We start from the raw sequence: 24,263 nt of genomic DNA, 5'->3' as shown, positions 1-24,263 counted from the left end.
TCAATAAACTTTTAATGAGCAGTTGTTAAAGTTTGCTCCTGATTTTGCTTTTGAAGTCTTCTCTTTTTTCTGCTCGGCATTTTTTCATGCAGATACTGGAAGATGACAAACATCACAGGAATAATAAAGATCCCGAATAAAACACCTGTCAACATTCCACCTACTGTACTGATACCGATTGAATGGTTACCTTTTGCAGAAGCACCCTGTGTCCAAACCAACGGAAGCATACCGATAATGAAGGCGAATGAAGTCATCAAAATAGGTCTCAAACGTAGTCTTGATGCCTGAAGTGCAGATTCAATCAATGTTTTTCCTGCGTTTCTTCTCTGAACGGCAAATTCTACAATCAGGATGGCATTTTTTGCCAATAGCCCCACGAGCATGATCAGTCCTACCTGTACATAAATATTATTGTCAATTCCTGCCAGACCTGTGAAGGCAAATACCCCAAATATTCCTGTAGGAACGGTAAGGATGACTGCAAACGGGAGGATATAGCTTTCATACTGAGCGGCAAGCAAGAAGTATACAAACAAAATACTTAGCATAAAGATGAATGCAGTCTGGCCTCCGGTTTTGATTTCTTCACGGGTAATTCCGGTCCATTCGTAGCCATATCCTCTTGGAAGGGATTGCTTAGCCACTTCTTCCACTGCTTTAATGGCATCTCCGGTACTGTATCCGGGTTTTGGTGTTCCGTTGATGGTTACTGCATTGAACAGGTTATTTCTTGTTACGGTTTCAGGGCCGAATGATCTTTTTAAAGTCACTAAAGTTTTTACAGGAACCATTTCAGCCTGATTATTTTTTACATAAATTCCTTCTAAAGAATTTACATCCGTACGATAAGGAATATCAGCCTGGGCCATTACTCTATAGTATTTTCCGAATCTGTTGAAATCTGAAACGAAGCTACTACCGTAGTAAATCTGCATGGTCTGCATCAATTCTGTAACAGAAACTCCCAACTGGTTGGCTTTATCAGCGTCCACTTCAATAGTGTACTGTGGATTTCCTGCTGCATACGTTGTGAATGCAAAAGCGATTTCCGGACGTTTCATCAATTCACCGATAAATGCCTGGGTTGTCGTTCCCAATTGTTCAAAAGAACCGTTGGTCTTATCCTGCAACATGAATTCAAAACCACTCACGTTACCAAACCCCTGAATGGTAGGGAAGTTGAAGAAGAAAGCATTCGCATCTTTTACCGCACCTACCTTTCCGGTTAATTGTGCGGCAATCTGGTCAGGATCTTTAAGATCACCACGTTGGTCGTAATCTTTCAATTTAATAAATCCTGCAGAATAAGGAGAAGCGTTGGCGTTACTGATGAAATTCAATCCGTCTGCCACCCATAAATGGCCGGTTGCTTTCTCTCCGTTTACAATTTTATCAATCTGTTCGGTGGCACGGTGCGTTCTTTCCAATGAACTCCCCGGAGGAGTGTTCACGGCATATAAAACAAATCCCTGGTCTTCTGTCGGAATAAATCCTGATGGCGCTTTTTTAATCAGGATCACACTTGCTGCAATTAATATCGCCAAACCTCCTACAGCTACCCATTTATTTTTAATTAAAAACTTAAGACTGTAGATGTATTTTCTGGTCATATTATTGAAGCTGGCATTGAATGCACTGAAAAATTTCGCTCCAAATCCTTTTTTCTCGTGGCCGTGCTCTCCCTGAGGATCATTAAGGAAAAGCGCACATAAAGCCGGGCTTAATGTTAATGCGTTCACAGCTGAAATCAAAATCGCGATAACCAATGTGAAGGCAAACTGTCTGTAGAAAACCCCTGCAGGACCCTGCATAAAACCAACCGGAATAAATACCGCGCACATTACCAGTGTAATGGAAATAATGGCTCCTGAGATTTCACTCATTGAGTTCGTCGTGGCCTGTTCCACGGGCATTCCCGTATGCTCCATTTTAGAGTGAACAGCTTCTACTACCACGATGGCATCATCCACCACAATACCGATGGCCAGGATCAAAGCAAACAACGTAAGCATATTGATACTGAACCCAAACAATTGCAGGAAGAAAAAAGTACCGATAATGGCTACAGGAACTGCAATTGCCGGGATCAGGGTAGATCTGAAATCCTGAAGGAAAATGTATACCACAATAAATACCAGAATGAATGCAATTATCAAAGTTTCCACTACCTGATGAATAGAAGCATCAAGGAAGTCTTTGGAATTATACATGATGATCGGTTTTACTCCTTTTGGCAGGGTAGTTGAAAACTCATCAACCTGTTTTTCAATTTCAGTTAAAATTTCATTCGCGTTAGAGTTGGCAGTCTGTAAGATCGCAAAACCGGCTACCGGCTTTCCGTCAACTCTGTTGGCCGCTGTATAAGTATAAGAACCGAATTCTACTCTTGCCACATCTTTTAGTCTCAGGAATGATCCGTCATTGTTAGCTTTAATGGCAATATTTTCATAATCTGCATTCTTATTCAGCTTTCCTTTATACTTAAGGATGTATTCGTATGTTTCCTTACTTCCCTGCCCGAGACGTCCTGGAGCAGCTTCAAGGTTGTGGTCTTTAATGGCATTCAATACTTCCTGAGGAGAAAGATTATTAGCTGCCAGACGATCCGGTTTCAGCCAGATACGCATTGAATAGTCTCTTGTTCCGAAAACCTGGGCCTGTGCAACCCCCGGGATACGCTGTATCTGAGGAATTACATTGATCTTAAGGTAATTTTGCAGGAAAAGCTCGTCATATTGTTTCGGATCTTCACTATACAGACCCATAAACATGATGAAACTGTTTTGTACTTTCTGTGTTGAGATACCGGCCTGCACCACTTCCTGAGGAAGCTGGCTCATTGCTTTCGATACACGGTTTTGTACGTTTACGGCTGCGTTATCGGCGTCTGAACCCTGTTTGAAAAATACGCTCAGAGTCATTGTACCGTCGTTACTTGAATTTGAGGTCATGTACGTCATGTTCTCAACACCATTCACTGCTTCTTCAATCGGGGTTGCTACCGAGCGGGCCACTACTTCAGCGTTGGCTCCGGGATAGAATGCTGTCACCTGAACACTTGGAGGTGCGATATCCGGAAACAGCGTAATCGGAAGATTGAAAACCGAAAGTGCCCCCAATAATAAGAGTATGATGGATATGACCGTGGATAGTACCGGTCTTTCTATAAATTGTTTTAACATAAGAAGTTTATTTTTTTAAGTCTTCTGTATCTGAAAAAAGTTTACAAGGGTTTTGACTTGAATAAGCTGTCAGAAGAAATCGCTTTCGGTTGTATTGAAGCGCCGTCTTTCAAGCTGCCAAGACCTGTGTATACAATTTTATCACCTACAGAAAGTCCATCAGAAATGAAGTAATAGCTGTCTGTTTTTCCGGAAATGGTCACCGGTTTGCTCGTTACTTTTTTATCTTTTCCTAGAACATATACATAAGTTTTATCCTGAATCTCAAAAGTAGATTCCTGTGGGATAACCAACATATTGGTCAGAAGCTGAGGCATACGTACTCTTCCTGTATTTCCTGTTCTCAATGCTCCGTTTGCATTTGGGAAAACTGCACGCACGCTGATGGCTCCGGTAGTCTTATCAAACTGTCCGTCTACAATACTCATTTTACCTTTTTCGGGATAAGTGCTGTTGTCGGCAATTACCAGGTCTACCATAGGCATATTTTTCAGTTTCTCATCTAAAGTTGCTCCGGGATATTTTTTCTGAAAAGCAATAAAGTCCAGTTCACTTAATGAGAAATAGGCATAGATCTCGCTGATGTCTGACAGTAAGGTTAAAGGATTGGGATCTGTTCTTGAGATCAGACTTCCTTTTTTATATGGAATTCTCCCGATATAACCGCTTACAGGAGCTGTAATGGTTGTAAATCCTACGTTGATCTTAGCGCCGCCTACAGAAGCTTTTGCCTGTGCTGCAGATGCTACTGCGGCCGCATAATTGGCTTTTGCAGTTTTCAGCTGTACATCAGAAACTACTTTTGCGGCTACCAATGGCTGAAGCCTGTCAACTTCTACTTTTGCTTTCTGAATATTAGCATTGGCAGCCTGTAAGTTGGCCTGAGCCATATTCATCTGTTCACCATATGCTCTTGAATCTATTTTGAACAGAGGTTGTCCGGCTCTCACATAAGCGCCTTCTTCCACATAGATTCTATCTAGATATCCGTCTACCTGAGACCTTATTTCTACATTGTTTTTCCCTTCTAATGCAGTCGGAAATTCCTGATATGTCGTAGCTGGAGAGGTAATCACGGTATAAACCGGCAATTCTGGTGCAGGTGGGGCTTGGTTTGAACCTTCCGCGGCCTTGCTGCAATTCTGTAAAAGGATAATACTTGAGATCAGTACAATAATCCTCGTTTTTCCAGGTATTTTCATTTTAAGTTTAATTTTTTAATGAAGTGTTGAATTAAGTAAATGTTGTTTTTTGAATAAATTCCGTTAATTTTTCTAACAGTGTTAATGATTAGTTCAAAAAAAATTATAGAATTTGTAATAAAGGTTACATGATCATTTCCATAATAGTTAATGTTTTTAATGTTGGTTTAGTATTTATAAAATGAGGTGTGATTGTTATTTTTTCTAACAGTGTTAATACTTAAGAAGGTAATATTAAAAAAATACTTTTAATTTCTTATTTTCTATAGGTGTATTTTGGTTTTATTTTCTTTTTTGTTGAATATTTTTAATATATTCTGTGTTATTTTTCCTAACGGTGTTAATGTCAGGTTCAAAAAAAATTTACAAAGATTTAATGAAAGCAGAAACCGTTTCGTCTAAAGTTGTTTTATTCATCGTAGAAGGAATATCATCATTACGCATCATCATAATAGAAATCAGTCCGTGTACTGCTGAAAACAAAGCATGAGACATATGACAGGCATTGTCCGTATTCGATCCGTTCTTCTTAATCATTTCGTAGGTACAATCATAAATAAGGTCCTGAAAAGATGAAAATTCTTCTTTCATCAACCCTTTACCACTACATTGCATTCCCAAACCAAACATCAGCTGGTAATATTCTTTATTCTTAAAAGCAAACTTCCAGTAAGTATCCACAATGGCTGTCAATTGTTCTTCCGGTGTGTCATGTTTTTTCTGAGCTTTCAGTAATTCTATATGTAAACAATGGAAACCATTTAGTGAGATTTCATATAAAATAGCTTCTTTGTTTTCAAAATAGTCATAAACTACAGGAGCACTATATTCTATAGCGTCTGCTATTTTACGTATAGAAAGTGAAGCCCAGCCGTCTGTTTTAGCCAAATTAAAAGCCGCCTGCAAGATATTTGCTCGGATGGATTCTTTTTCTCTTTGACGTCGTTCATGTAGGCCCATTATATTTTTTACTAACAGTGTTAGCAAAACTACAAAGATTAACCAATATCTTCCAAATAATATTTAAATTTTAACATTTAACTCAACTTTATAACAACCTGAATTGCCAGTCATAAAAGAAGTTTTATCTTTGCCGATAAAGAAAATAAAGGATATGAATACACCCTCCAATATGTTGGCATTAGGAACAAAAGCTCCTTTTTTTGAGCTTCCTAATCCGTCGAAAACTAACGAGATTCAGTCATTAGATGACCTGAAAGGAGAAAAGGGAACGTTGGTTATTTTTATGTGTAACCACTGCCCGTTTGTACTTCACGTGATTGATAAGCTTAATGAGCTTTATGAAGATTATCAGGAAAAAGGAATAGAATTCATTGCAATCAATGCAAATGATATGGAAAAATACCCGGCAGATGCTCCGGAAAAAATGATTGAATTCCAGATTGAAAGAAATTTTGATTTCCCTTACCTGTATGATGAAAGCCAGGCGGTTGCAAAAGCATATGATGCTGCTTGTACACCGGATTTTTATTTCTTTGATGAAAAGCTTGACCTTATTTACAGAGGTCAGATGGATGATTCAAGACCCGGAAATAATAAGGATGTGACCGGTGAAGACCTGATTATTGCCTTTGAAAATCTTTTATTGGGAGAGCCTCAGGAAGAAATCCAGAGACCGAGTATGGGCTGTAACATCAAATGGAAATAATTTTTAAGCTGAGGACTGCATATTATCTATTTATGGTTTTTGCAATTTAAGAATATATAAAAGCTGTTCACTTAAAGAACAGCTTTTATTTCAAAAACTCTATAATTTTTATTTACATTCAGGAAGTGATAACAAATTATTTCTGACTGTATTGTCTGCCTCTGTTTTTAAATATTGAGTACCATGAGCAGTCTCTGCAGTAATAACTTTTACTCTGTTTCCATAGACATCTGTAACATAAGCATATCCATTCTTGTTCTTTATCCAGAAATATATTTCTAGTCTCGTACTTTTTCCTGATTCTTTAGTTTCTTCATTTATCCAACCTAAGTGGGTAATTGCCAGGTTTGGATTTTCGTGATAACCATTATCTTTGCTGATACATGTAATTCTAATTGCCATAATTTTGTAGTTAAGATTGTTAATAAATTATTATTACGAAAATAATTTATACCAATTGCTTATCCTTACGGTTTTCCATAACTTGAAAAATTATTAATGAGTAATGAATTCTATATTTCATTTAAGAGATTGTGAACATAAAATTTGAATTAAAATAAAAATTTATTACAATTTATTTGTTAAAACTTTTAAATTCTTTACTAAAATTGAGGCTTGATTTTAGTCTCATCTTTAAAATTCAAATCCACATTCACTTTATTGTGTGAGAAATTCTTAATAAACTCTGAAGGTGTTTTCTCCGTATACTTTTTAAACATTCTGTTAAAATAAGTCACATTATTAAAACCGCAACTGTAGCTGCATTCCGAGATTGCTTTATCCTGAGCCATTAATAAACAGGCTTTATTGATACGGTACCGGTTGACAAATTCAGTAAACGTAATCTGAGTGGCTTTCTTGAAGAAATTACAAAATGCAGGTAGGGTAAGATTAGCCAGCCGAGCTACATCTTCTATATTAATATCCTTCTCATAATTGTTTTCTACGTAGGTGAAGATATTTTCAAGCCGTGTTTTATTTTTTGAAATGATTGTGTAAGGCATAATTTCGTTATTAAGAAGCCGGTAATCTTTCCGTGTGGAGAGGTCAAAAATAATTTCCAGAAGCAGAAGGTATCTTTTGTAGCCTTCATATTCGAGCATTTTCCTCAGTTTGGGAAGCAGTGCTTTTTTAGTAGCTGTATTAAAAAGAATGCCGTACTTGGATAATTCAAGCAGGTTTTTAATAGATCTTGCTTCCATTTCTTCCTGGGGAAACTGCAGGATTTCTTCCCTGAACTGCAAGACAATCTCCTCGTGTGGGTCAATAGAATTCAGGCCGAATCCTGAATGGGGAATATTAGAGCCGATAAGCACTAAGTCTCCATCGGAATAATTACTTTTATGATACCCTACATGGCGGGTTCCGCTCCCGGAAACAATACATACCAGCTCAATTTCCGGATGATAATGATACTCCCATTTGAATTCAGATATAGGCGCATCATTATGTAAGGTGCGGAAAGAGCTTCTTTCATCGGCTATAACCCTTTCAAAACTAACTTTCATTCAATTAACAATATTTTTGGCTTAAAAATAATAATTATATTAATATAGTTCAAATATTGATTTACTGTGTTAAATTAACGTTAAGCCAAATGCTTCTATCTTAGCCGCAAAGAAATTGTTAATGAGAAATTTCAACATCCGGGCTATCTTATTTTTAAACTATTTTGTTTTTGCGATTTTGCTGAATTCTGTAGGAACAGTTATCCTCCAGGTGCAGCAGAATTTCGGAATTTCAAAATCGTCTGCAAGTGTTCTGGAAGGATTTAAAGATCTTCCGATTGCGATCTGCTCATTTATTTTAGCCTCATTTTTACCGAAAATAGGAATCAAAAATTCTATGCTGATCGCGTTGTTTCTGGTAAGCTGGATGTGCTTTGTGATGCCATTCTCGAATGATTTCTGGTTTTTTAAATTATTGTTTGCCATTGTAGGAATTTCTTTTGCCCTCATAAAAATTTCGGTTTTCACGTCTATTGGCCTGGTTACCGATACCGATAAAGAGCACTCAAGCTTTATGGGCTTTCTAGAAGGTTTCTTTATGATCGGAGTACTGGCCGGAAATGTATTGTTCAGTTTATTTATTGATGATCATAATCCGAAATCTACTCATTGGCTTAATGTTTATTGGGTGTTGGGCGGACTTTCCTCATTGTCATTTCTGTTCCTTTTCTTCTCAAAACTGGATGAGAAGGAAGCCAGAAGTGAGAAAACCGATTTGTTGGGTGACCTTAAAAACAGTATCAGTTTATTCAGCTACAAAAAAGTACTGTTCTTTTTATTGTGTGCATTCCTTTTTGTGCTGGTAGAACAGAGCTTTCAAACCTGGACCCCGACTTTTTATAAGGAAATACTGAAAGTACCGACTTCTATGAGCATTCAGGCAGGAGCTGTTTTAGCAGGAGCTTTTGCTTTAGGTAGGTTTTTATCCGGTTTTTTCTCTAAAAAATTCAGTTGGATCTATGTGGTTTCTTTCTGTGTCGTGGGGTTTGCTATCAGTATTTTGTTGGTACTACCTTTAACGAACAATACCCATATTGATGAGAATACAGGCTGGCTGAATGCTCCGGCTGTAGTCTATTTATTTCCATTGATGGGCGGGTTACTGGCTCCGATTTATCCGAGTATCAATTCCGTGATTCTGGCTTCAATACCAAAATATTTACATAGTGCCATGTCGGGGCTTATTGTGGTTTTCTCTGCCATTGGGGGAACGATAGGCTCGATTATTACAGGTTTTGTATTCCAGGAATTCAGCGGGCAGAGAGCATTTTATCTTTCACTGATTCCACTTTCATTACTGGTAATATCGGCAGTTATCATGAATAAATTAAAAATAAATCCTAAAAAATAAATGAATACACAGCTTTATATCAAAGACATTCACACTCTTTTTGATGATGTTCAAAGAGCGGAAATTTTTGAAGATCAGAAAATGATGACAGATGCAGTGCCTTTATTTTCCATATCTGAGATTAATGAGAAATATGAAAAGGAAAAATATGAAAAGGATTTTGATTTAAAAGATTTTGTGCTTTCAAATTTTGATTTTTTAGGAGCGAAAATATCAATCCAGCGGGAAGATCAGTTACCCATACGGGAACATATCGAAAAGCTCTGGGACGAGCTTACCCGTACTGCTTATGAAGAAAAAGGAACCCTTTTGAAACTTCCCAAACCTTATGTGGTTCCCGGAGGGCGCTTCAACGAGTTTTTCTATTGGGACAGCTATTTTATTATGTTGGGGCTGCAGGTTTCAGGGAGAACAGAGATGATGGAGAATATTGTTGAGAACTGTTCTTACCTTATCCAGACGGTAGGATTTGTGCCGAATGCCAGCAGGACGCATTTCCTGAGCCGTTCACAGCCTCCGTATTTTTCTTTAATGCTTGATTTGCTTTTTGAAAGTACAAATGATGGAAAAGTGTACAGCAGGTATCACGATACTTTGGAAAAAGAATATGCATTCTGGATGGATGGAGAGAAAGACTTAGAGAATGGTTCCAGTGCAAAAAGAGTTGTCAAAACTCAAAATGGGGATATCCTGAACCGTTACTATGATGCGGAAAATGCACCCCGTCCGGAAAGTTATTTAATTGATATTGAAGATGGTGAGAATATTTCCGGAGAAGAGTTTTACAGGAATATAAGAAGTGCTTGCGAATCAGGCTGGGATTTTTCTTCCCGATGGTTTGCCGACGGAAATACAATACAGACAATAGAAACACTGAATCTTGCTGAGGTAGATTTGAACTGTCTTTTGTGGCATCTTGAAAAAACACTGGCAAAATCATCAGCACTTCAGAGCCTTTCAGATAAAGAAAATTATTATACCCAAAGAGCAGCAACCAGAAAACAGATGATCAATACTTATTTTTGGGATGAAAATGCCGGAATTTACAAAGATTATCACACAAAAAAACACAAAAACACACCTTCTGAACATATTGCTGCTCTTTACCCTTTATTCCTTGGATTGGCCAGTCAGGAACAGGCAAAAGCCATATCTGAAATCGTTGCAGGAAAATTCCTGTATAAAGGCGGTCTGGTGACCACTACAAAAGAATCGGGACAGCAATGGGACCTGCCCAATGCCTGGGCGCCTTATCAATGGCTGGGGTTTGTGGCCATGAAAAACTATGGATTCACCCAATTGGCAGATGAAATAAAAAATAACTGGTGCTCTAATGTCGAGAGAGTCTATCACAATACCGGTAAACTAATGGAGAAATATAATGCTGTAGATACCGCAACGATTGCCGGAGGAGGAGAATATCCGAATCAGGACGGATTTGGATGGACAAACGGAGTCTATTTACAACTTAAACAAAATTAAAATCATACAGCTATGAAAAGTAAATCAATCTTTTTAATTGCCGGTATCGCAACACTTTATTTCAATAATGCGTATGCCCAGGAAACCGTTCAGGATTCCACAAGAACGGCATCGATTGACCAGGTAGTTATTACCGGGAACTCAAATCCCAAAAAGAAAATAGAATCAAGCACGGCAATTTCTACATTCAGTGCAAAAGAAATCCAGAAGCAGAATCCGATAAGTGCTGCAGCATTATTGCAGAGGGTTCCCGGATTTGCGGTGGAAACTTCAGGTGGGGAAGTGGGAAATAACCTTTTTGCAAGAGGGATTCCTTCTGCGGGAGCTTATGAATTTGTACAGGTTCAGGAAGATGGTCTTCCCGTTTTTGAGGATGGTGCTTTACAGTTTGCCAATGCAGATAATTTTTTCCGTGTAGATAATTCAGTGAACAGGCTTGAAGCTTTGAGAGGAGGTTCGGGATCTATTTATGCAAATAATTCTCCGGGCGGTCTGATCAACTTCATTACAAGAGAAGGAACGAATGACTTCAGGGGAACAGCCAAGTTGGAAACCAGTACTTACGGATTGATGCGGACGGATCTGAATGTTGGTGGAGCTTTGATTCAGGATAAGTTATTTTTCAATGTGGGTGGGTTTTACAGAACAGACAGCGGGATCAGAAAAACAGGTTTCAAAGCCAATAACGGTGGACAAATCAGAATGAATCTGAAGTATGTATTCGATAAAGGCTATGCAAAAGTGTATTACAAAAAGCTGGATGACAGGAATACTTTCTATCTGCCGATTCCTTTGATACAGAACGGAAATGACTTAAAAGAGTTTCCGGGCTTTGATGCCAATTACGGAACATACAGCTACAGAACGATCAGCCAGCTGAATATTCCACAAGTGGGAGGTGGTTTTTTCAACAGAAATTTAGAAGATGGCATTCATCCGAAAGTTGATGTTTTAGGTGCTGAATTCAAATATGACCTTGGAAATAATTTCTCTGTGTTAAATAAAACAAGATATACAGATATCAATATGAATTATACGGGGATATTCCCGGCAGGCGGACCTCAGCTTGCTGCTGATTTTGCCAATGCCAGTGGAATAACCGGAAGTAACTACCGCTATTCTTTAGTAGGCAGCGGAGCACTGGTAAATCCTCAATATGTGCAGAAATTAGGCTTCTGGGCCATTGATAAGCAGATGAACAATTTTGTGAATGACTTACAGTTTAATTATAAATTTGACAAGGGAAATGTGACGGCAGGTTTCTATAAATCTAACTGGAAATCCCATCAGTACTGGAACTGGAGTAATGTTCTTACCACGGCTACAGACCGCCCTCAGCTGCTAAATCTAGTAGATACTTCTCTTACTCCAACGGATGTCGGATATTCTAAAACGTACAATGGGGTGACAGATATGTCTTTCTTAATAAGAGATTCCCAGATTCAGGGGAGTTTGAATGATGTGTATCTGAATCTGGACTATAATATCACTGAAGATTTAAGTTTCAATGGCGGAATCCGTTACAGTCGTGATTTCTATAAAGGGTATGCAGTAAATACAACGACTTCCAATCTTAATAATTCAGGATTGACTACAGACGGAACACACAGCTTTGCAACGACCACAGCAGATGATAATATGACAGTGCTCGGAAACCGGTATACCTACTGGAATTATGATGTGGATAAAGTATCGTATACTGTAGCATCAAATTATAAAATCAATAAAGAAAATGCAGTGTACGCACGATTTTCCCATGGCTTCAGATCTCCGAATGAAGAAGCGTACTATAACAATATCGGGAGCTTAAATAAAATAGAGCCGGTGTCTACCAATCAGTTGGAAATCGGATACAAATATTACACACGTACTTTTGATATTGGAATAATTCCTTTTTATTCCACACTGAAAAATCTTTCGTTTACTGATGTATTCTCTGACGGGACTTCAGAAAATAAATTTGCCAATACCACAAATATAGGGGTAGAAATTGAAGGTTTTGCAAGAGTATTCAATAATCTCCTTGAAGTGACCTTCAACGGAACTTTCCAGAATCCGAAATATAAAAACTTCACCGGTACCAATGCAGACGGAAGCACATTTGATTATGACGGGAACCAGGTAAGAAGAATCCCGAAATTCTATTTTAATATTTCGCCTGCCGTAAATATTACCAGGCAGTGGAGAGCTTATGTGAGCTATAACTATTATGGAAAACGGTTCCAGGATGAAGCGAATAAAGATAACAATACGCTGCCTTCATTCAGTGAATTCGGTGCCGGAACTTCCTATCAGCTAGGTAAAATCCGATTTGCTATTGACGGAACCAATATCTTCAATACAATCGGGATTACTGAAGGGGATCCAAGATCACCATTAACAGGAACCGGAGATATCAGAATGGCAAGACCTATTATGGGTGCTGCTGTTAGAGGATCAATCACTCTGGATTTCTAAATACGAATCTTTATAACAAACAAAACCGTCTGATCTTTTCGGCGGTTTTTGTTTTGTATTTTAATGCTTAATCTGTTCTTCAAAAGGAATTCCAAAAGAGTTACGGTTGAGATTCCTACAGAATGACAATCATTCAATAAGCATCAGCCTCAATTTAATCAACCTTCATATTCAATTTCTTAACTGCCAGCTCCGAACCCTCAACTAATTAAGAAAAGGGTTATGCTGTTTTTCAAATCCGATCGTAGTAGGATTCCCATGCCCTGAGAAAACCTGAGTCTCATCGTCTAAAATAAAAAGCTTTGTTTTGATTCCGTCAATCAGCTGTTCGTAATTTCCTTTATATAAATCTGTTCTTCCGATACTTCCTTCAAAAAGTACATCCCCGGAAATCATGAATTTTTGATTTTCATTATGGTACACTACACTTCCCGGAGAATGCCCCGGAACATGATAAATTCTGAATTTTTCTCCGTCAATATCAAGCTCATCCCCTTCATTAATATACTCAATATCAACTTTTACAGGGCTGATATTTATCCCGAATCTGATGCCGCTTGCCTGCAGCATGTCCAGAATTTCCTGGTCTTCTTTGTGCATATTCACAGGTACTTTAAAGGTATCGAAAGCCCATTGCAAACCAAAAACATGATCGATGTGTGCGTGAGTCAAAAGAATTTTCTGGATTTTTAAACCGTTTTCAGTGATAAAATCATTTATAGCCTGAGTTTCCTGCCCGTTCATATTCCCCGGATCGATCAGCCATGCATTTTTATTTTCGTTATAAAGGATGTAAGTGTTTTCGCTTGCAAAATTGAATACGAAGCCTTGGATCTGAAGCATAATGGGAATATTTTTTTTATCAAAAATACGATAATATAAAGAAAATGACGATTTTTCGTTATCTTCGTCATAATGAAAACTTTGCGAATATTTTTACTTTCTTTAAGCGGATTGGTTTTTGGGCAAAACATCCAAAGCATCCAGTTGTTTAATCCTCAGACCAATGATGAGACGCCGGTAATCAACTTTAACCAAACGTTGGTTTTAAGTTTTGATGATCTTACCAATTCCAGTGAAATTTACAGATATACTATAAAACATTACGACAGAAACTGGAATGATGATAATCTTTTCTTTACAGAATTTGCCAACGGAAGTTTAAACGGGCTGCTGGACAGGTTTCAGTATTCATTTAATACACTGCAGGCCTATACTCATTATACCTTAACGTTTCCCAATGAGAAAATACAGCCTAAAATTTCCGGGAATTTTGAGCTGATTGTCTATAAGGATTCAGCTGATAAGCCGCTTTTCAAAAAAAGATTTTTTCTGGTAGAAGATAACGCAACACTGGCTTTAAATGTTTCAAGGATAGCAGATTCAAAAAATCCGAATGTGAATCAGAGGGTAGAGGTACAGGCTGTTTCCAAAGCCGGAGACTTGTCTTCCAATGTAAATTCAATGAGTTTAAACGTAATGCAGAATAATAATTTCAATGTTACAGTTAATAATCAGAAAGCAAGTACCACATTAGGAAATAAACTGCTTTTCCAGCAAATGAACCTTACATTTCCCGGGAATAATGAATTTTATTATTTCGATAATAAAAATATGGATATGGCAGCGGATATGGTTCGGGCTACAGAAGTAAAAGACGGGGTAAACCAGACCTATCTGCATGCAGTTTGGGCATATCCGTTAAATTATCAGTATCAGCCGGACGTGAATGGTGCCTGGTATTACAGAAGAAATGATCTTGGCCTTGAAAGAAATGCAGAAAGGGAAGCTGACTATTCATGGGTGTATTTTTCATTAGATTCCGATCCTCTGGATAAAGATATTTATGTGCTGGGTGGATTTAATAATTTTAAAGCTTCCAAAGAAAATCAAATGCAATATGACGCTGCAAATAAACAATATGTGGCTAAAATATTTTTAAAACAAGGTTTCTATAACTATATCCTGGCAACAAAAGAAAGCAACGGAGCTCTGAATTTCGGGGAAATCAACGGGAATTTCTGGCAAACTGAAAACCTGTATCAGGCATTTCTGTATTATGCACCATTCGGAAGAAACTATGATGGTCTGATGGGATATGGAGAATTCAGAACACCTATAAAATAAGATGATTATCAGAAAACCTTATAGGTTTAAGAACCTATAAGGTTTATTGCACAAAGGCAACTTATATATAATAATAGTCTGAAAATTAAACACTGAGCTTAGTTCAGCTCTTTAAAAATCGCAGTTACCAGCAAACTTTCTTTGCTTTCAACGATATAGTGAATGTGAACCGGGAAATTCTGCATAACCATTTGCCCGAGTTGAGTTTCCTGCATCTCCGGATCGTTCAGAATCTTACCGACAGATACTTTAAGGTCCTCAAGGAAATCAATCCCCATATTTTCTTTTTCCGCATTGAAAACCCTCATCAGTAATCTTATATCATTTTTTGCAATGGAGGACAGGAATACTTTCATCACGCAAAACTCTTTTTCAGCTCAGAAATATTTTCATAGAAATCAAGCCTTGTCTTTGGATTCTCTGTATGAAACTGAATTCTGTACAAAACTTCATCAAGCTGAAACTGCGGAATAGAAGACCTGTTCTGGATTTCAAAACTTTCTACTATTCTTGCAAACGACTCCAATAATTCAGGAGTAAAATTCTCAATCTTACGTTTTAAAATTTCGGCAGTTGTATTCATCATTATTATTTTAAAAGGTTAATAATGTTTTGATGGGGTAAAGTTATGAAAATTAATTAATTTTTATAATTAATTTTAAAAATTATATGGGTGATTGTTATTTTATTGTATTTATTTATTATTTACTCATTGAAATAATGGGGTTGTTTATTTATTTTTTATTTTTCTGAATGAAGCCGAAGGGTTTCTTTAATTGGAATTCATTTTCAGCTAAGAACAAAAAACCCTCATTAAAATGAGGGCCTGCTTTATAAGTTTTTATTTTAAACCAGATAGAAGTCGTTGAGTTTTTCCTCACACAAAGTTTTTACCACATCAATCCATCGGTCTTCATCATTTAAGCAAGGGATATAATGGAAATTTTCCCCGCCACCATGTAGAAACTGCTCCTTCCCTTCAACGGAGATTTCTTCTAATGTTTCCAGGCAATCTGAAACGAAAGCCGGACAAACAATAGCCAGGTTTTTTATGCCTTGTTTAGGGATAGTTTCTAAAGTTTCATCTGTATAAGGCTCGATCCATTTGTCTTTTCCTAGCCTTGACTGGAAAGAAACGATTGTTTTTTCTTTCGGTAACCCCATTTTTGCAATGACAGATTCTGTGGTTTTATAACACTGATGTCTGTAGCAATATGCATTATGAGTATCTACCTTACTGTTGATGCAATTCACATCATCAATTTTGCAGGTTTTTGAAGGATCGGTTTTATAAAGATGTCTTTCAGGAACTCCATGAAAGGAGAATTGTAAGGCATCAAAATTTTCTGGAAGTTTTTCCTTAATACTTTCTGCGAGGCAATTAATATAAATATCTCTGTCGTAGAAAGGTTGTATATAATTGATCTTTACCTTCGGGAATTTCTTTTTTCTTATTTCTTCAGCCTGTTCAATTACAGTTTCCGTCGTACTCATCGCATATTGCGGGTACAATGGAAACAGAACGATCTCAGACACCCCTTTGTCATCCAGTTTCTGAATCCCGGCTTCAATACTTGGCTGTGCATACCTCATCCCGATTTCTACAGGAACATCCACAAGCTTCTGAAGCTTTTGCTGAATTTTTTCGGTGATTACAATTAACGGAGATCCCTGATCTGTCCAGACCGTTTTATAAGCTTCCGCAGATTTTGCAGGTCTGGTATTTAAGATAATCCCGCGTACCAGAAGTGCGCGGAAAATCCACCGGTAATCAATTACCCTTTCATCCATCAGGAACTCATCCAGATATTCTTTTACATCATTTACAGCCGTAGATTTTGGTGATCCGAGATTTACCAATAAAATTCCTTTCTTTGAATTTCGGGATTCTTTCTGCAAAATTTTCTTTTTAAATTAATTGTATAAAATTAATAACCAGTAATCAATTATCCGTTAACTGCTTCCACTCTTTCTACAAGATCCGGAACGAATTGTTTTAAAATATTTTCAATCCCGTTTTTCAAGGTAGCTGTAGAGCTTGGGCATCCTGAACATGCTCCCTGTAAAAGCATTTTTGCCGTTTTATGTTTCTGGTCGTATTCCATTAAAGAGATTTTTCCACCATCGTTTTCTACTGCCGGAGCAACATATTCGTTCAGGATATCGGAGATTTTTTGTTCATCATCCGTATATTCCCTGTTGATGATTTTTTCTACAGGGTTTTCATGCTTCTGAGCTTCAATATTTGAAATCTCACCACCGTTTTGTAAATATTCGGCGATCAAAGCACGAACAGCCATCATCACCTGATGCCATTCCACAGAATTATCCCTGGTTACCGCTACAAAATTATCGGAAATAAAAACTTCTTTAGCAAAATCAAACTCTTTAAAAATAGCCTGTGCCAAAGGAACTCCCTCTGCTTCATCCCTTGATTTTACCTCCACGAAACCTTCCAGTAATAATTTATTGGAAACAAATTTCATTACATTAGGATTAGGTGTCATCTCAGCATAAATCTGATACATTTCCTTTTTCTTCTGAAGATAAATTCTCGGATTGGCCAGAAGTTCATCCTCAATTATATTTTTCAGGCTTTCAGCTACATGTTCCCACTCCATAGTATCCTGCTTGGCAACGGCAACAAAATTGGCTGTGATGAAAATTCTTTCCACAAAAGGATAATTGAAAAGTTCCTGGGCAAGAGGAATTTCCGAGATATCTGAATTTCTGTCCAACTCTAAAGATCCCGGAATCAAATTGTAATCCGCTACAAATTTCATCACTTTTGGGTTTTCTGTTGGCTCTATAAGAATCGTACGCATTTTTTCGTTAAATTTGAGATACAAAAATACGCATTAGAAGTTAGAAGTTAGAGATAAGGAGTTAGATTTTCGCTATCACTATAATTTAAAAATGGTGAAGGCAGGGATTTAATTTTCAAATTAACTCATTTTCAAATTCTCAAATTAAAAAATATGGCACTTGTAAGAGAACTTTTAGGAAAAACACCGCAAATCGGTGAAAATACTTTTTTGGCAGAAACAGCGACCGTCATTGGTGATGTTACCATGGGGAAAGATTGCAGCATTTGGTATAACGCAGTGATAAGAGGCGATGTTAATTATATCAGAATGGGAAATAAGGTAAATGTTCAGGATAATGTCATGCTGCACTGTACTTACGAAAAATATCCTCTGGTAATCGGAAATAATGTTTCCATCGGGCACAACGCCATTGTTCACGGATGTACGATCCAGGACAATGTGTTAATCGGAATGGGAGCGATTGTAATGGATGACTGCCTGGTAGAAGAAAATTCTATCGTAGGTGCCGGTTCGGTAGTTACACAGGGAACCCATATCAAATCAGGAGAGGTCTGGGGCGGTGTTCCTGCCAGAAAGATCAAAGATATCAACTCCCAATTGCTGGAAGGAGAGGTCAACAGAATTGCTGATAATTATGTGAAATATTCTTCATGGTATAAGGGGTAGAAGCTAGAAATTAGAAGTTTGTGGGAATTTTTAAATTACTGAAAATTGATGATTCGCCATTTACCTATTCACTTTCCACACGTAATCCTGTAATAAAAAATCTCCTTCTCAACAGAGGGAGATTTTGTTTATTCCTTAGTGATAAACTCCTTTGAATTTAGAGTGTGTGTTGTGTGTTTATTATCAGGGATAAGTAATTTCTGCTTTTCCGTCATTACATTTTATTCCTGTAGGTTCCGCGATCATTGCACAGTCTGAAACAATAGCATATTTCTTGTTAAATTCTGCTTCTTTACTAGTATAATCTTCTATTTTCGGAAGAATAGCGGCTTCCAGTTTTTTAGGATAAGCAATATAGGTTTTAGGCCCGCCACAGGCTTTTGATCCCATTGGAGCTGTTTTCCAGTCATCAGGATTGGTACAGGTTTCCTGGGCAATCTCCTTTTCAATTTCAGACCTTAGTTTTTCCAATTGTGTCTCATCATATTTCTGACTGTTTTCATCAGCCGGCCTTTCGGAGATATCTTTTGGTAAATTGGTATTGGCATTTTTTGTCGTATTACAGGAGACCAGTGCAAATGCAGTGCATAAAGCTAAAATCGGGACCTGTAAGCGTAAATATTTCATATAAACTTTTTTTCTTTTCAATAATTTTCAAAACTTATGCCAATATAAAAATTTTCAAATTCATTTCCGTAATTTTGACGGCGATGAACAATCATTTTTTTGACTTAATAGAGCATACCAACAGAAGTGTCTTTCTTACAGGAAAGGCAGGAACGGGTAAAACAACTTTTCTGAATGATTTCGTAAAGAAAACAAGAAAGAAACATATCGTATTGGCTCCCACAGGGATTGCGGCAATTAATGCAGGCGGAGTTACCATTCATTCTATGTTCGGGTTGCCGTTAAGAACTTTCTTACCGACCACAGACCGTATAGACGGAAGTTTGGCTAATAATATTGCCGATCTGATGCCACATTTCAAATACAGGAAAGATAAGCTCAAACTTTTAAGAGAGGTTGAAGTCATCATTATTGATGAGGTTTCCATGCTAAGAGCCGATGTATTGGATATGATGGATTTTTCTTTACGGTTTATCAGAAGGAATAATCAACGGTTCGGAGGAGCTCAGATGCTTTTCATTGGTGATCTTTATCAGCTTCCGCCGGTGGTAAGAGATGAGCATATTTTGAAATTATGTTATCAGTCGCCCTTCTTTTTTGACAGTCTTGCTATAAAAGATATTCCGATCATTACGATTGAGCTGACAAAGGTTTACAGGCAGTCTGACGAAGAATTCCTGGATATTTTGAATGCAATCCGGGATGGGGATGTTGCGAATATCGATTTTGATCATCTTAATGAAAGATATGATCCCGATTTTGAAACCGGCACCGAAGCTTACGTTTACCTGTGTTCACACAATAAAATGGCAGATGAGATCAATCAGGAGAAGCTGGCCGGAATAAAAGTTGATCCTGCCACCTATGAAGCTAAATTATTTGGAGAATTTAAAGAAAACCAGTTCCCGAATGAACAGTTTTTAGAGTTAAAGATAGGAGCTCAGATCATGTTTATCCGGAACGATATTTCTCCGGAGAAAAAATACTTCAACGGAAAATTGGGTGAGATCGTGGCTCTCGATGAAAATGAGATCAGGGTTGTTCTTGACGGAAGCGAAAGGGAAATTGCAGTGAAAAGGGAAGTCTGGGAACAGAAAAAATATTTCCTTGATACCGATAAAAATATTAAGGAAGAAGTATTGGGAAGCTTTGAGCAGTTTCCTATAAAGCTGGCCTGGGCAGTTACCATTCATAAAAGTCAGGGACTTACGTTTGACAAAGTAATCATTGATGCCGGAAAAAGCTTTACAGCCGGTCAGGTATATGTCGCATTATCGCGGTGCCGGACACTGGAAGGCATTGTCCTGAAATCTAAAATTACACCGGAAGTCATTTTTAAAGATAACAGGATTTTACAGTTCCAGGGAGCTACTATTGCAAATGATAATGTTGAAACAATTTTAAATCAGGAGAAATACGATTACAGTATCAAAAAAGTGCTTCGTACGCTTGATTCAAGATGGTTTTTAAACGAAGTGGAAGAATGGAATAAGCTTTCCGTCACTACAAAAAGTATAGATACTGTTAAAACCCATCAGCTTTATATCCAGCTAAAGCACGAGGTAACCCAATTGGGTAAAATATTTGAAAAGCTGGAGAAGATTTTATTTCAGAAAGTAGCTCTCTTTATCAATAATCAGGAAGAATGGTCTGAAATTGAAAGCAAAGCAAAAGGAGCGGTAAATTTCTTTTTTACCGGAATCAGAGATAAAGTTTTCAGCCCTTTGAAAGAATTTTATGCAGAAATAAAAGGAGCGAAAGGTTTAAAACAATATAACGAAGAGTTTAAAGTCTGGCTGGAAGATATTGAAGAATACCTTAACAGCTTGAAAAACATTCATTTGTTGGAAACTAAGCTTTTAGATGAGAAGAATGATAAGGAAGTCAGCATGAAAATTGCAAAAGTCCCATCCCAGGTTCTCACTTTTCAATTATTTGAGCAGGGGAAAACCATCGCTGAAATTGCATTGGAAAGAGGATTGGTAAAAGAAACAGTGGTCGGGCATCTAGCGAAATTTGCCGAGCAGGGATTGCTGGATATTTCAAGAGTGATTACTTCAGATAAGATCAAAGCCTTTGAAGCAGAATTCAATAAAAATCCGCATGAAACACTGTCAGAATGGAAGGCTGCATTACCCAATGAATTTGAATTCAATGAAATCAGAATCTTGATTAATCATTATAATTATAAGAAAAATAAAGCTAACTAATGTTTTTTGAGAAAGCTTTTAATAGTTAATTGGAAAATCAATTATTAAAAGCTTTTTTACTCCTATTTATTTAATAAATCCTGATTAATTCTATATCCAACAATTTTAATGATGCCATTTTCTTTTCTCATTGAAAAAGTTTCCTGTGTTTTACCCATTTCTCTTTTAACATCATAGATCAGTACATATTCACTTCGCGGGTTGGTTCCTTTGGCAACAAAAGTTTCCCATTTCACAAGATTATATTCTATAATCGGACCTATCTCATTCTGAGAAATGGTATTCATCTTATCAAGCGTCTCCTTAGGAGTTACCTCAAAAAATTTATTACTAAACAGACTGTAGATTTTATCATAATTAGCTCCGTATCTCAATTCCCAATAGAATTTCTTTGATATTTTTTCTGCGTCATTCTTATCAGATTCTCTATTTGAGAAAGTCTGATTAAATGAACAGCTGATTAAAAGAAATGAGATAATAAGCAGGTAAATTTTTTTCATTTTTAATATCATTTTTAGGAAAATATAGTTTTTGTTTGATTTGCAAATAAAGTATAATTTGGTCTACAAAAAAAATAAAGAAGATTAAAATTTTTTTAATAGTTTTTTCCTCACAACACTTATCAGACTTATCAATTACAAAAAGTAACTAATGCAATTTATTAGTCTTACATTTGTTCGGTTTTAAACCTAAAATTTAAAATATGAAAAATTTTGAAATATCGGTGTTGGATCTTGCTCCTGTAAAACAAGGGAAGACGATTCACGATAGCTTTCAGGACAGTTTATCTTTAGCCAACCATACTGAAAATTTAAATTATAAAAGATTCTGGCTTGCCGAACATCATAATATGGAAAGTATTGCCAGTTCTGCAACTTCCGTACTGATCGGCTTTATTGCCAACGGAACCCAGAAAATCAGAGTCGGATCAGGAGGAGTTATGCTTCCGAACCACAGTTCTTTAATTATTGCCGAGCAGTTCGGAACCCTGGAATCTCTTTTTCCCGGAAGAATTGATCTGGGCTTGGGCAGAGCTCCCGGAACAGATGGTTTAACAGCTCAGGCATTGGGAAGAAACCCGGCTATTATCAATGAGCAGTTTCCAAGACAGATCCTTGAACTGCAAAAATATTTCTCCAAAGAAAATTCAGATGCTTTAGTGCGTGCGATCCCGGGGGAAGGTCTGGATATTCCGCTTTATATCCTTGGGTCAAGCACAGACAGCGCATGGCTGGCTGCGGAGCTTGGTTTACCCTATGCTTTTGCCGGGCATTTTGCTCCTGAACAAATGGAAATAGCTTTCAATATCTACAGGGAACATTTTGAACCGTCAAAACAACTGGCACAACCTTATATTATGGCCTGTGTCAATGGAATTGCTGCCGAAACTTCAGAAGAAGCCCACAAGCTTTCCACGACTTTGTTCCAGGCGTTCATTAATATTGTAAGGAATGACAGAAAACCTTTTGCCCCACCCGTAGATGATATGGATAATATCTGGTCACCGATGGAAAAAGGTGCCGTTCTGCAAAAGCTGAGGTATAGTTTTATCGGGGACCAGTCTGAAATTGAAGAGAAGCTAAAAAGCTTCCAGGAAAGATTTAATGTAGATGAGCTGATCATTAATTCCCATATTTACGATCATCAGAAAAGGCTGGATTCTTATAATATTATCCGAAAGGCTGCAGACTCTTTGTTCAGTACACAATAAACCATTTATATTAATTGGCGGATGCTTATTTTTATGAGTATCTTTGCAAAAATTTAAAGTAAAAATGTCTGATATTAAATTAAATACTATTCCTGAGGCTATTGAAGACCTTAAAAATGGTAAAATAATCATAGTAGTAGATGATGAAGACAGGGAAAATGAAGGTGATTTTCTTTGTGCAGCTGAGTTGACAACTCCTGAGCTTATCAATTTTATGGCAGTTCACGGAAGAGGGCTGATCTGTATGCCGCTTCCTGAAAAAAGATGTGATGAGCTTGGCCTTGATATCATGGTAAGCAGAAGCAGCGATCCTAAGGAAACAGCTTTTACCGTTTCTGTAGACCTTCTTGGAAATGGTACTTCTACAGGTATTTCTGCTGGAGACAGAGCCAAAACGATCCGGGCTTTGATGGATGAAAAATCAAAACCTACCGATTTTATGAGACCGGGACATATTTTCCCGCTTCGTGCTAAAAAAGGAGGCGTTTTAAAAAGAGCCGGACATACGGAAGCTGCCATCGATCTTACGCATTTGGCAGGATTAAAAGAAGGTGGAGTGATTTGTGAAATCATGAATGAAGACGGTACAATGTCCCGTTTACCGGATTTATATGCTTTTGCCCAGAAACATGATATGAAGATTGTTTCTATTGAAGACCTGATTCATTATCAGCTTAAAAAAGGAAATCTTATCGACAGGCTTGAGGAAAGAAAAGTGAAAACTTATTATGGTGAATTTGATTTTTATGCTTTCAGAGAGACTTCGAATGAACAGATCCACTTTGCATTGGCAAAAGGAACATGGACTGTTGATGAACCCGTTTTAGTAAGGGTACAGTCTTCAGATTCTTATTTTGATGTATTAACGAGATTAAATAACGGTGAAAAGCCTTTGCTCGAGAAGGTAACCCATATGATCAATGAAGAAGGAAAAGGGGTTGTTATTTTCATCAACAACGTTTCGAATTCTGAGAATACATTGAGAAAATTGCAACAGTTCCTAAACTATCAGGACGGGCAGGAACAACATCCTACACTGGCTTATAATTACAGAGATTATGGTATCGGAACTCAGATTTTAAAGAATCTGGGAATTAATAAATTTAAGGTGATCACTCAAAACCCGAACATAAAACCCCAGGTTGGAGGATATGACGTGGAGGTGACTGAGCTGGTTCAGCTATAGTATATGAATGGTCAATTTTGTATGCAAGTGAATTTTTTTACAGTGTTAAATTAC

General features: G+C 37.3%; 21 protein-coding genes. 9 read left to right on the top strand and 12 right to left on the bottom strand.

All coding sequences use genetic code 11. The features are described from left to right. Positions 1 to 11: 11 nt before the first annotated feature. The 3 genes from PMI13_RS06455 to PMI13_RS06445 form a co-directional block, all read right to left on the bottom strand. Positions 12 to 3,185, bottom strand: coding sequence for an efflux RND transporter permease subunit (locus PMI13_RS06455; RefSeq protein WP_007841894.1), 3,174 nt, complete (start codon positions 3,183 to 3,185; stop codon positions 12 to 14). 41 nt (positions 3,186 to 3,226) lie between these two features. Beyond that, the gene (locus PMI13_RS06450) at positions 3,227 to 4,387 is read right to left on the bottom strand and encodes an efflux RND transporter periplasmic adaptor subunit (protein ID WP_007841892.1); all 1,161 of its coding nucleotides are present in this window, start codon (positions 4,385 to 4,387) and stop codon (positions 3,227 to 3,229) included. A 363-nt stretch (positions 4,388 to 4,750) separates the two neighbouring features. Next, positions 4,751 to 5,347, bottom strand: coding sequence for a TetR/AcrR family transcriptional regulator (locus PMI13_RS06445; protein ID WP_007841890.1), 597 nt, complete (start codon positions 5,345 to 5,347; stop codon positions 4,751 to 4,753). A gap of 154 nt (positions 5,348 to 5,501) precedes the next feature. Here PMI13_RS06445 and PMI13_RS06440 point away from each other — a divergent pair, with 154 nt between their 5' ends. Beyond that, positions 5,502 to 6,056 (top strand): thioredoxin family protein, encoded by a 555-nt coding sequence (locus tag PMI13_RS06440; RefSeq protein ID WP_007841888.1) that lies wholly within the window; start codon positions 5,502 to 5,504, stop codon positions 6,054 to 6,056. A gap of 108 nt (positions 6,057 to 6,164) precedes the next feature. Here PMI13_RS06440 and PMI13_RS06435 read toward each other — a convergent pair whose 3' ends face one another. Both PMI13_RS06435 and PMI13_RS06430 read right to left on the bottom strand, forming a co-directional pair. Continuing rightward, positions 6,165 to 6,458, bottom strand: a complete 294-nt coding sequence (locus PMI13_RS06435; RefSeq protein WP_007841886.1) for a DUF3892 domain-containing protein — start codon at positions 6,456 to 6,458, stop codon at positions 6,165 to 6,167. A gap of 200 nt (positions 6,459 to 6,658) precedes the next feature. Then, on the bottom strand, positions 6,659 to 7,564 hold the full coding sequence (locus PMI13_RS06430; RefSeq protein WP_007841885.1) for an AraC family transcriptional regulator: 906 nt from the start codon (positions 7,562 to 7,564) through the stop codon (positions 6,659 to 6,661). 121 nt (positions 7,565 to 7,685) lie between these two features. Here PMI13_RS06430 and PMI13_RS06425 point away from each other — a divergent pair, with 121 nt between their 5' ends. From PMI13_RS06425 to PMI13_RS06415, 3 genes are read left to right on the top strand one after another with little or no spacing between them, the layout of a single operon-like run. Continuing rightward, positions 7,686 to 8,915, top strand: coding sequence for an MFS transporter (locus PMI13_RS06425; RefSeq protein WP_007841884.1), 1,230 nt, complete (start codon positions 7,686 to 7,688; stop codon positions 8,913 to 8,915). After that, on the top strand, positions 8,916 to 10,397 hold the full coding sequence (locus tag PMI13_RS06420; RefSeq protein ID WP_007841883.1) for a trehalase family glycosidase: 1,482 nt from the start codon (positions 8,916 to 8,918) through the stop codon (positions 10,395 to 10,397). A gap of 12 nt (positions 10,398 to 10,409) precedes the next feature. Further along, a complete protein-coding gene (locus PMI13_RS06415) occupies positions 10,410 to 12,854 on the top strand; it encodes a TonB-dependent receptor (protein ID WP_007841882.1) in 2,445 nt (814 codons plus the stop codon). Positions 12,855 to 13,058: 204 nt separating this feature from the next. On the opposite strand, the gene PMI13_RS06410 is transcribed toward PMI13_RS06415, so the two are convergent. Next, positions 13,059 to 13,697: an MBL fold metallo-hydrolase gene (locus tag PMI13_RS06410; protein ID WP_007841880.1), complete on the bottom strand. Its 639-nt coding sequence runs from the start codon at positions 13,695 to 13,697 to the stop codon at positions 13,059 to 13,061. A gap of 72 nt (positions 13,698 to 13,769) precedes the next feature. Here PMI13_RS06410 and PMI13_RS06405 point away from each other — a divergent pair, with 72 nt between their 5' ends. Continuing rightward, a complete protein-coding gene (locus PMI13_RS06405; RefSeq protein ID WP_007841878.1) occupies positions 13,770 to 14,981 on the top strand; it encodes a type IX secretion system plug protein in 1,212 nt (403 codons plus the stop codon). Positions 14,982 to 15,079: 98 nt separating this feature from the next. Here PMI13_RS06405 and PMI13_RS06400 read toward each other — a convergent pair whose 3' ends face one another. The 4 genes from PMI13_RS06400 to PMI13_RS06385 all read right to left on the bottom strand — a co-directional run bounded on the left by PMI13_RS06400 (position 15,080) and on the right by PMI13_RS06385 (position 17,806). Then, positions 15,080 to 15,340, bottom strand: a complete 261-nt coding sequence (locus tag PMI13_RS06400) for a hypothetical protein (protein WP_156105542.1) — start codon at positions 15,338 to 15,340, stop codon at positions 15,080 to 15,082. Continuing rightward, positions 15,337 to 15,564, bottom strand: coding sequence for a hypothetical protein (locus tag PMI13_RS06395; RefSeq protein ID WP_039889306.1), 228 nt, complete (start codon positions 15,562 to 15,564; stop codon positions 15,337 to 15,339). Before PMI13_RS06395 ends, PMI13_RS06400 begins: the two co-directional genes overlap by 4 nt. A 263-nt stretch (positions 15,565 to 15,827) precedes the next feature. Then, complete coding sequence (hemH, locus tag PMI13_RS06390) at positions 15,828 to 16,880, bottom strand: ferrochelatase (RefSeq protein ID WP_007841872.1); 1,053 nt, start codon at positions 16,878 to 16,880, stop codon at positions 15,828 to 15,830. Between the two features lie 47 nt (positions 16,881 to 16,927). After that, positions 16,928 to 17,806 carry a NifU family protein gene (locus PMI13_RS06385; protein ID WP_007841870.1) on the bottom strand — a complete coding sequence of 293 codons (879 nt, stop codon included), beginning with the start codon at positions 17,804 to 17,806 and terminating at the stop codon, positions 16,928 to 16,930. 153 nt (positions 17,807 to 17,959) lie between these two features. On the opposite strand from PMI13_RS06385, the gene PMI13_RS06380 reads away from it, so the two are divergent. Then, the gene (locus PMI13_RS06380) at positions 17,960 to 18,475 is read left to right on the top strand and encodes a gamma carbonic anhydrase family protein (RefSeq protein WP_007841868.1); all 516 of its coding nucleotides are present in this window, start codon (positions 17,960 to 17,962) and stop codon (positions 18,473 to 18,475) included. 183 nt (positions 18,476 to 18,658) lie between these two features. Here PMI13_RS06380 and PMI13_RS06375 read toward each other — a convergent pair whose 3' ends face one another. Beyond that, a complete protein-coding gene (locus tag PMI13_RS06375; RefSeq protein ID WP_007841866.1) occupies positions 18,659 to 19,102 on the bottom strand; it encodes a hypothetical protein in 444 nt (147 codons plus the stop codon). A gap of 83 nt (positions 19,103 to 19,185) precedes the next feature. Between PMI13_RS06375 and PMI13_RS06370 the strand changes: the two genes are divergently transcribed. Then, the gene (locus tag PMI13_RS06370; RefSeq protein WP_007841864.1) at positions 19,186 to 21,312 is read left to right on the top strand and encodes a helix-turn-helix domain-containing protein; all 2,127 of its coding nucleotides are present in this window, start codon (positions 19,186 to 19,188) and stop codon (positions 21,310 to 21,312) included. A 62-nt stretch (positions 21,313 to 21,374) separates the two neighbouring features. On the opposite strand, the gene PMI13_RS06365 is transcribed toward PMI13_RS06370, so the two are convergent. Continuing rightward, positions 21,375 to 21,812: a hypothetical protein gene (locus PMI13_RS06365; protein ID WP_007841862.1), complete on the bottom strand. Its 438-nt coding sequence runs from the start codon at positions 21,810 to 21,812 to the stop codon at positions 21,375 to 21,377. Positions 21,813 to 22,015: 203 nt separating this feature from the next. On the opposite strand from PMI13_RS06365, the gene PMI13_RS06360 reads away from it, so the two are divergent. Beyond that, entirely contained in the window at positions 22,016 to 23,023 is a 1,008-nt protein-coding gene (locus PMI13_RS06360; protein ID WP_007841860.1) for an LLM class flavin-dependent oxidoreductase, read from the top strand. 64 nt (positions 23,024 to 23,087) lie between these two features. Continuing rightward, positions 23,088 to 24,209: a 3,4-dihydroxy-2-butanone-4-phosphate synthase gene (gene ribB, locus PMI13_RS06355; RefSeq protein WP_007841858.1), complete on the top strand. Its 1,122-nt coding sequence runs from the start codon at positions 23,088 to 23,090 to the stop codon at positions 24,207 to 24,209. Positions 24,210 to 24,263: the final 54 nt, after the last annotated feature.

Source organism: Chryseobacterium populi (assembly GCF_000282115.1).
GTDB classification, from domain to species: Bacteria; Bacteroidota; Bacteroidia; order Flavobacteriales; family Weeksellaceae; genus Chryseobacterium; species Chryseobacterium populi.
The sequence above is the reverse complement of the archived record's forward strand: the minus strand, read 5'-3'. Positions and strand labels throughout refer to the sequence as shown.

Excerpts from the sequence above, each read along its gene's own strand:
- PMI13_RS06370 (WP_007841864.1), top strand. The coding sequence starts at position 19,186 with ATGAACAATCATTTTTTTGACTTAATAGAGCATACCAACAGAAGTGTC.
- PMI13_RS06440 (WP_007841888.1), top strand. The coding sequence starts at position 5,502 with ATGAATACACCCTCCAATATGTTGGCATTAGGAACAAAAGCTCCTTTT.
- PMI13_RS06435 (WP_007841886.1), bottom strand. The coding sequence starts at position 6,458 with ATGGCAATTAGAATTACATGTATCAGCAAAGATAATGGTTATCACGAA.
- PMI13_RS06410 (WP_007841880.1), bottom strand. The coding sequence starts at position 13,697 with ATGCTTCAGATCCAAGGCTTCGTATTCAATTTTGCAAGCGAAAACACT.
- PMI13_RS06420 (WP_007841883.1), top strand. The coding sequence starts at position 8,916 with ATGAATACACAGCTTTATATCAAAGACATTCACACTCTTTTTGATGAT.
- PMI13_RS06360 (WP_007841860.1), top strand. The coding sequence starts at position 22,016 with ATGAAAAATTTTGAAATATCGGTGTTGGATCTTGCTCCTGTAAAACAA.
- PMI13_RS06425 (WP_007841884.1), top strand. The coding sequence starts at position 7,686 with ATGAGAAATTTCAACATCCGGGCTATCTTATTTTTAAACTATTTTGTT.
- PMI13_RS06405 (WP_007841878.1), top strand. The coding sequence starts at position 13,770 with ATGAAAACTTTGCGAATATTTTTACTTTCTTTAAGCGGATTGGTTTTT.
- PMI13_RS06415 (WP_007841882.1), top strand. The coding sequence starts at position 10,410 with ATGAAAAGTAAATCAATCTTTTTAATTGCCGGTATCGCAACACTTTAT.
- PMI13_RS06375 (WP_007841866.1), bottom strand. The coding sequence starts at position 19,102 with ATGAAATATTTACGCTTACAGGTCCCGATTTTAGCTTTATGCACTGCA.
- ribB (WP_007841858.1), top strand. The coding sequence starts at position 23,088 with ATGTCTGATATTAAATTAAATACTATTCCTGAGGCTATTGAAGACCTT.
- PMI13_RS06385 (WP_007841870.1), bottom strand. The coding sequence starts at position 17,806 with ATGCGTACGATTCTTATAGAGCCAACAGAAAACCCAAAAGTGATGAAA.
- PMI13_RS06395 (WP_039889306.1), bottom strand. The coding sequence starts at position 15,564 with ATGAATACAACTGCCGAAATTTTAAAACGTAAGATTGAGAATTTTACT.
- PMI13_RS06450 (WP_007841892.1), bottom strand. The coding sequence starts at position 4,387 with ATGAAAATACCTGGAAAAACGAGGATTATTGTACTGATCTCAAGTATT.
- PMI13_RS06430 (WP_007841885.1), bottom strand. The coding sequence starts at position 7,564 with ATGAAAGTTAGTTTTGAAAGGGTTATAGCCGATGAAAGAAGCTCTTTC.
- PMI13_RS06455 (WP_007841894.1), bottom strand. The coding sequence starts at position 3,185 with ATGTTAAAACAATTTATAGAAAGACCGGTACTATCCACGGTCATATCC.
- PMI13_RS06380 (WP_007841868.1), top strand. The coding sequence starts at position 17,960 with ATGGCACTTGTAAGAGAACTTTTAGGAAAAACACCGCAAATCGGTGAA.
- PMI13_RS06445 (WP_007841890.1), bottom strand. The coding sequence starts at position 5,347 with ATGGGCCTACATGAACGACGTCAAAGAGAAAAAGAATCCATCCGAGCA.
- PMI13_RS06365 (WP_007841862.1), bottom strand. The coding sequence starts at position 21,812 with ATGAAAAAAATTTACCTGCTTATTATCTCATTTCTTTTAATCAGCTGT.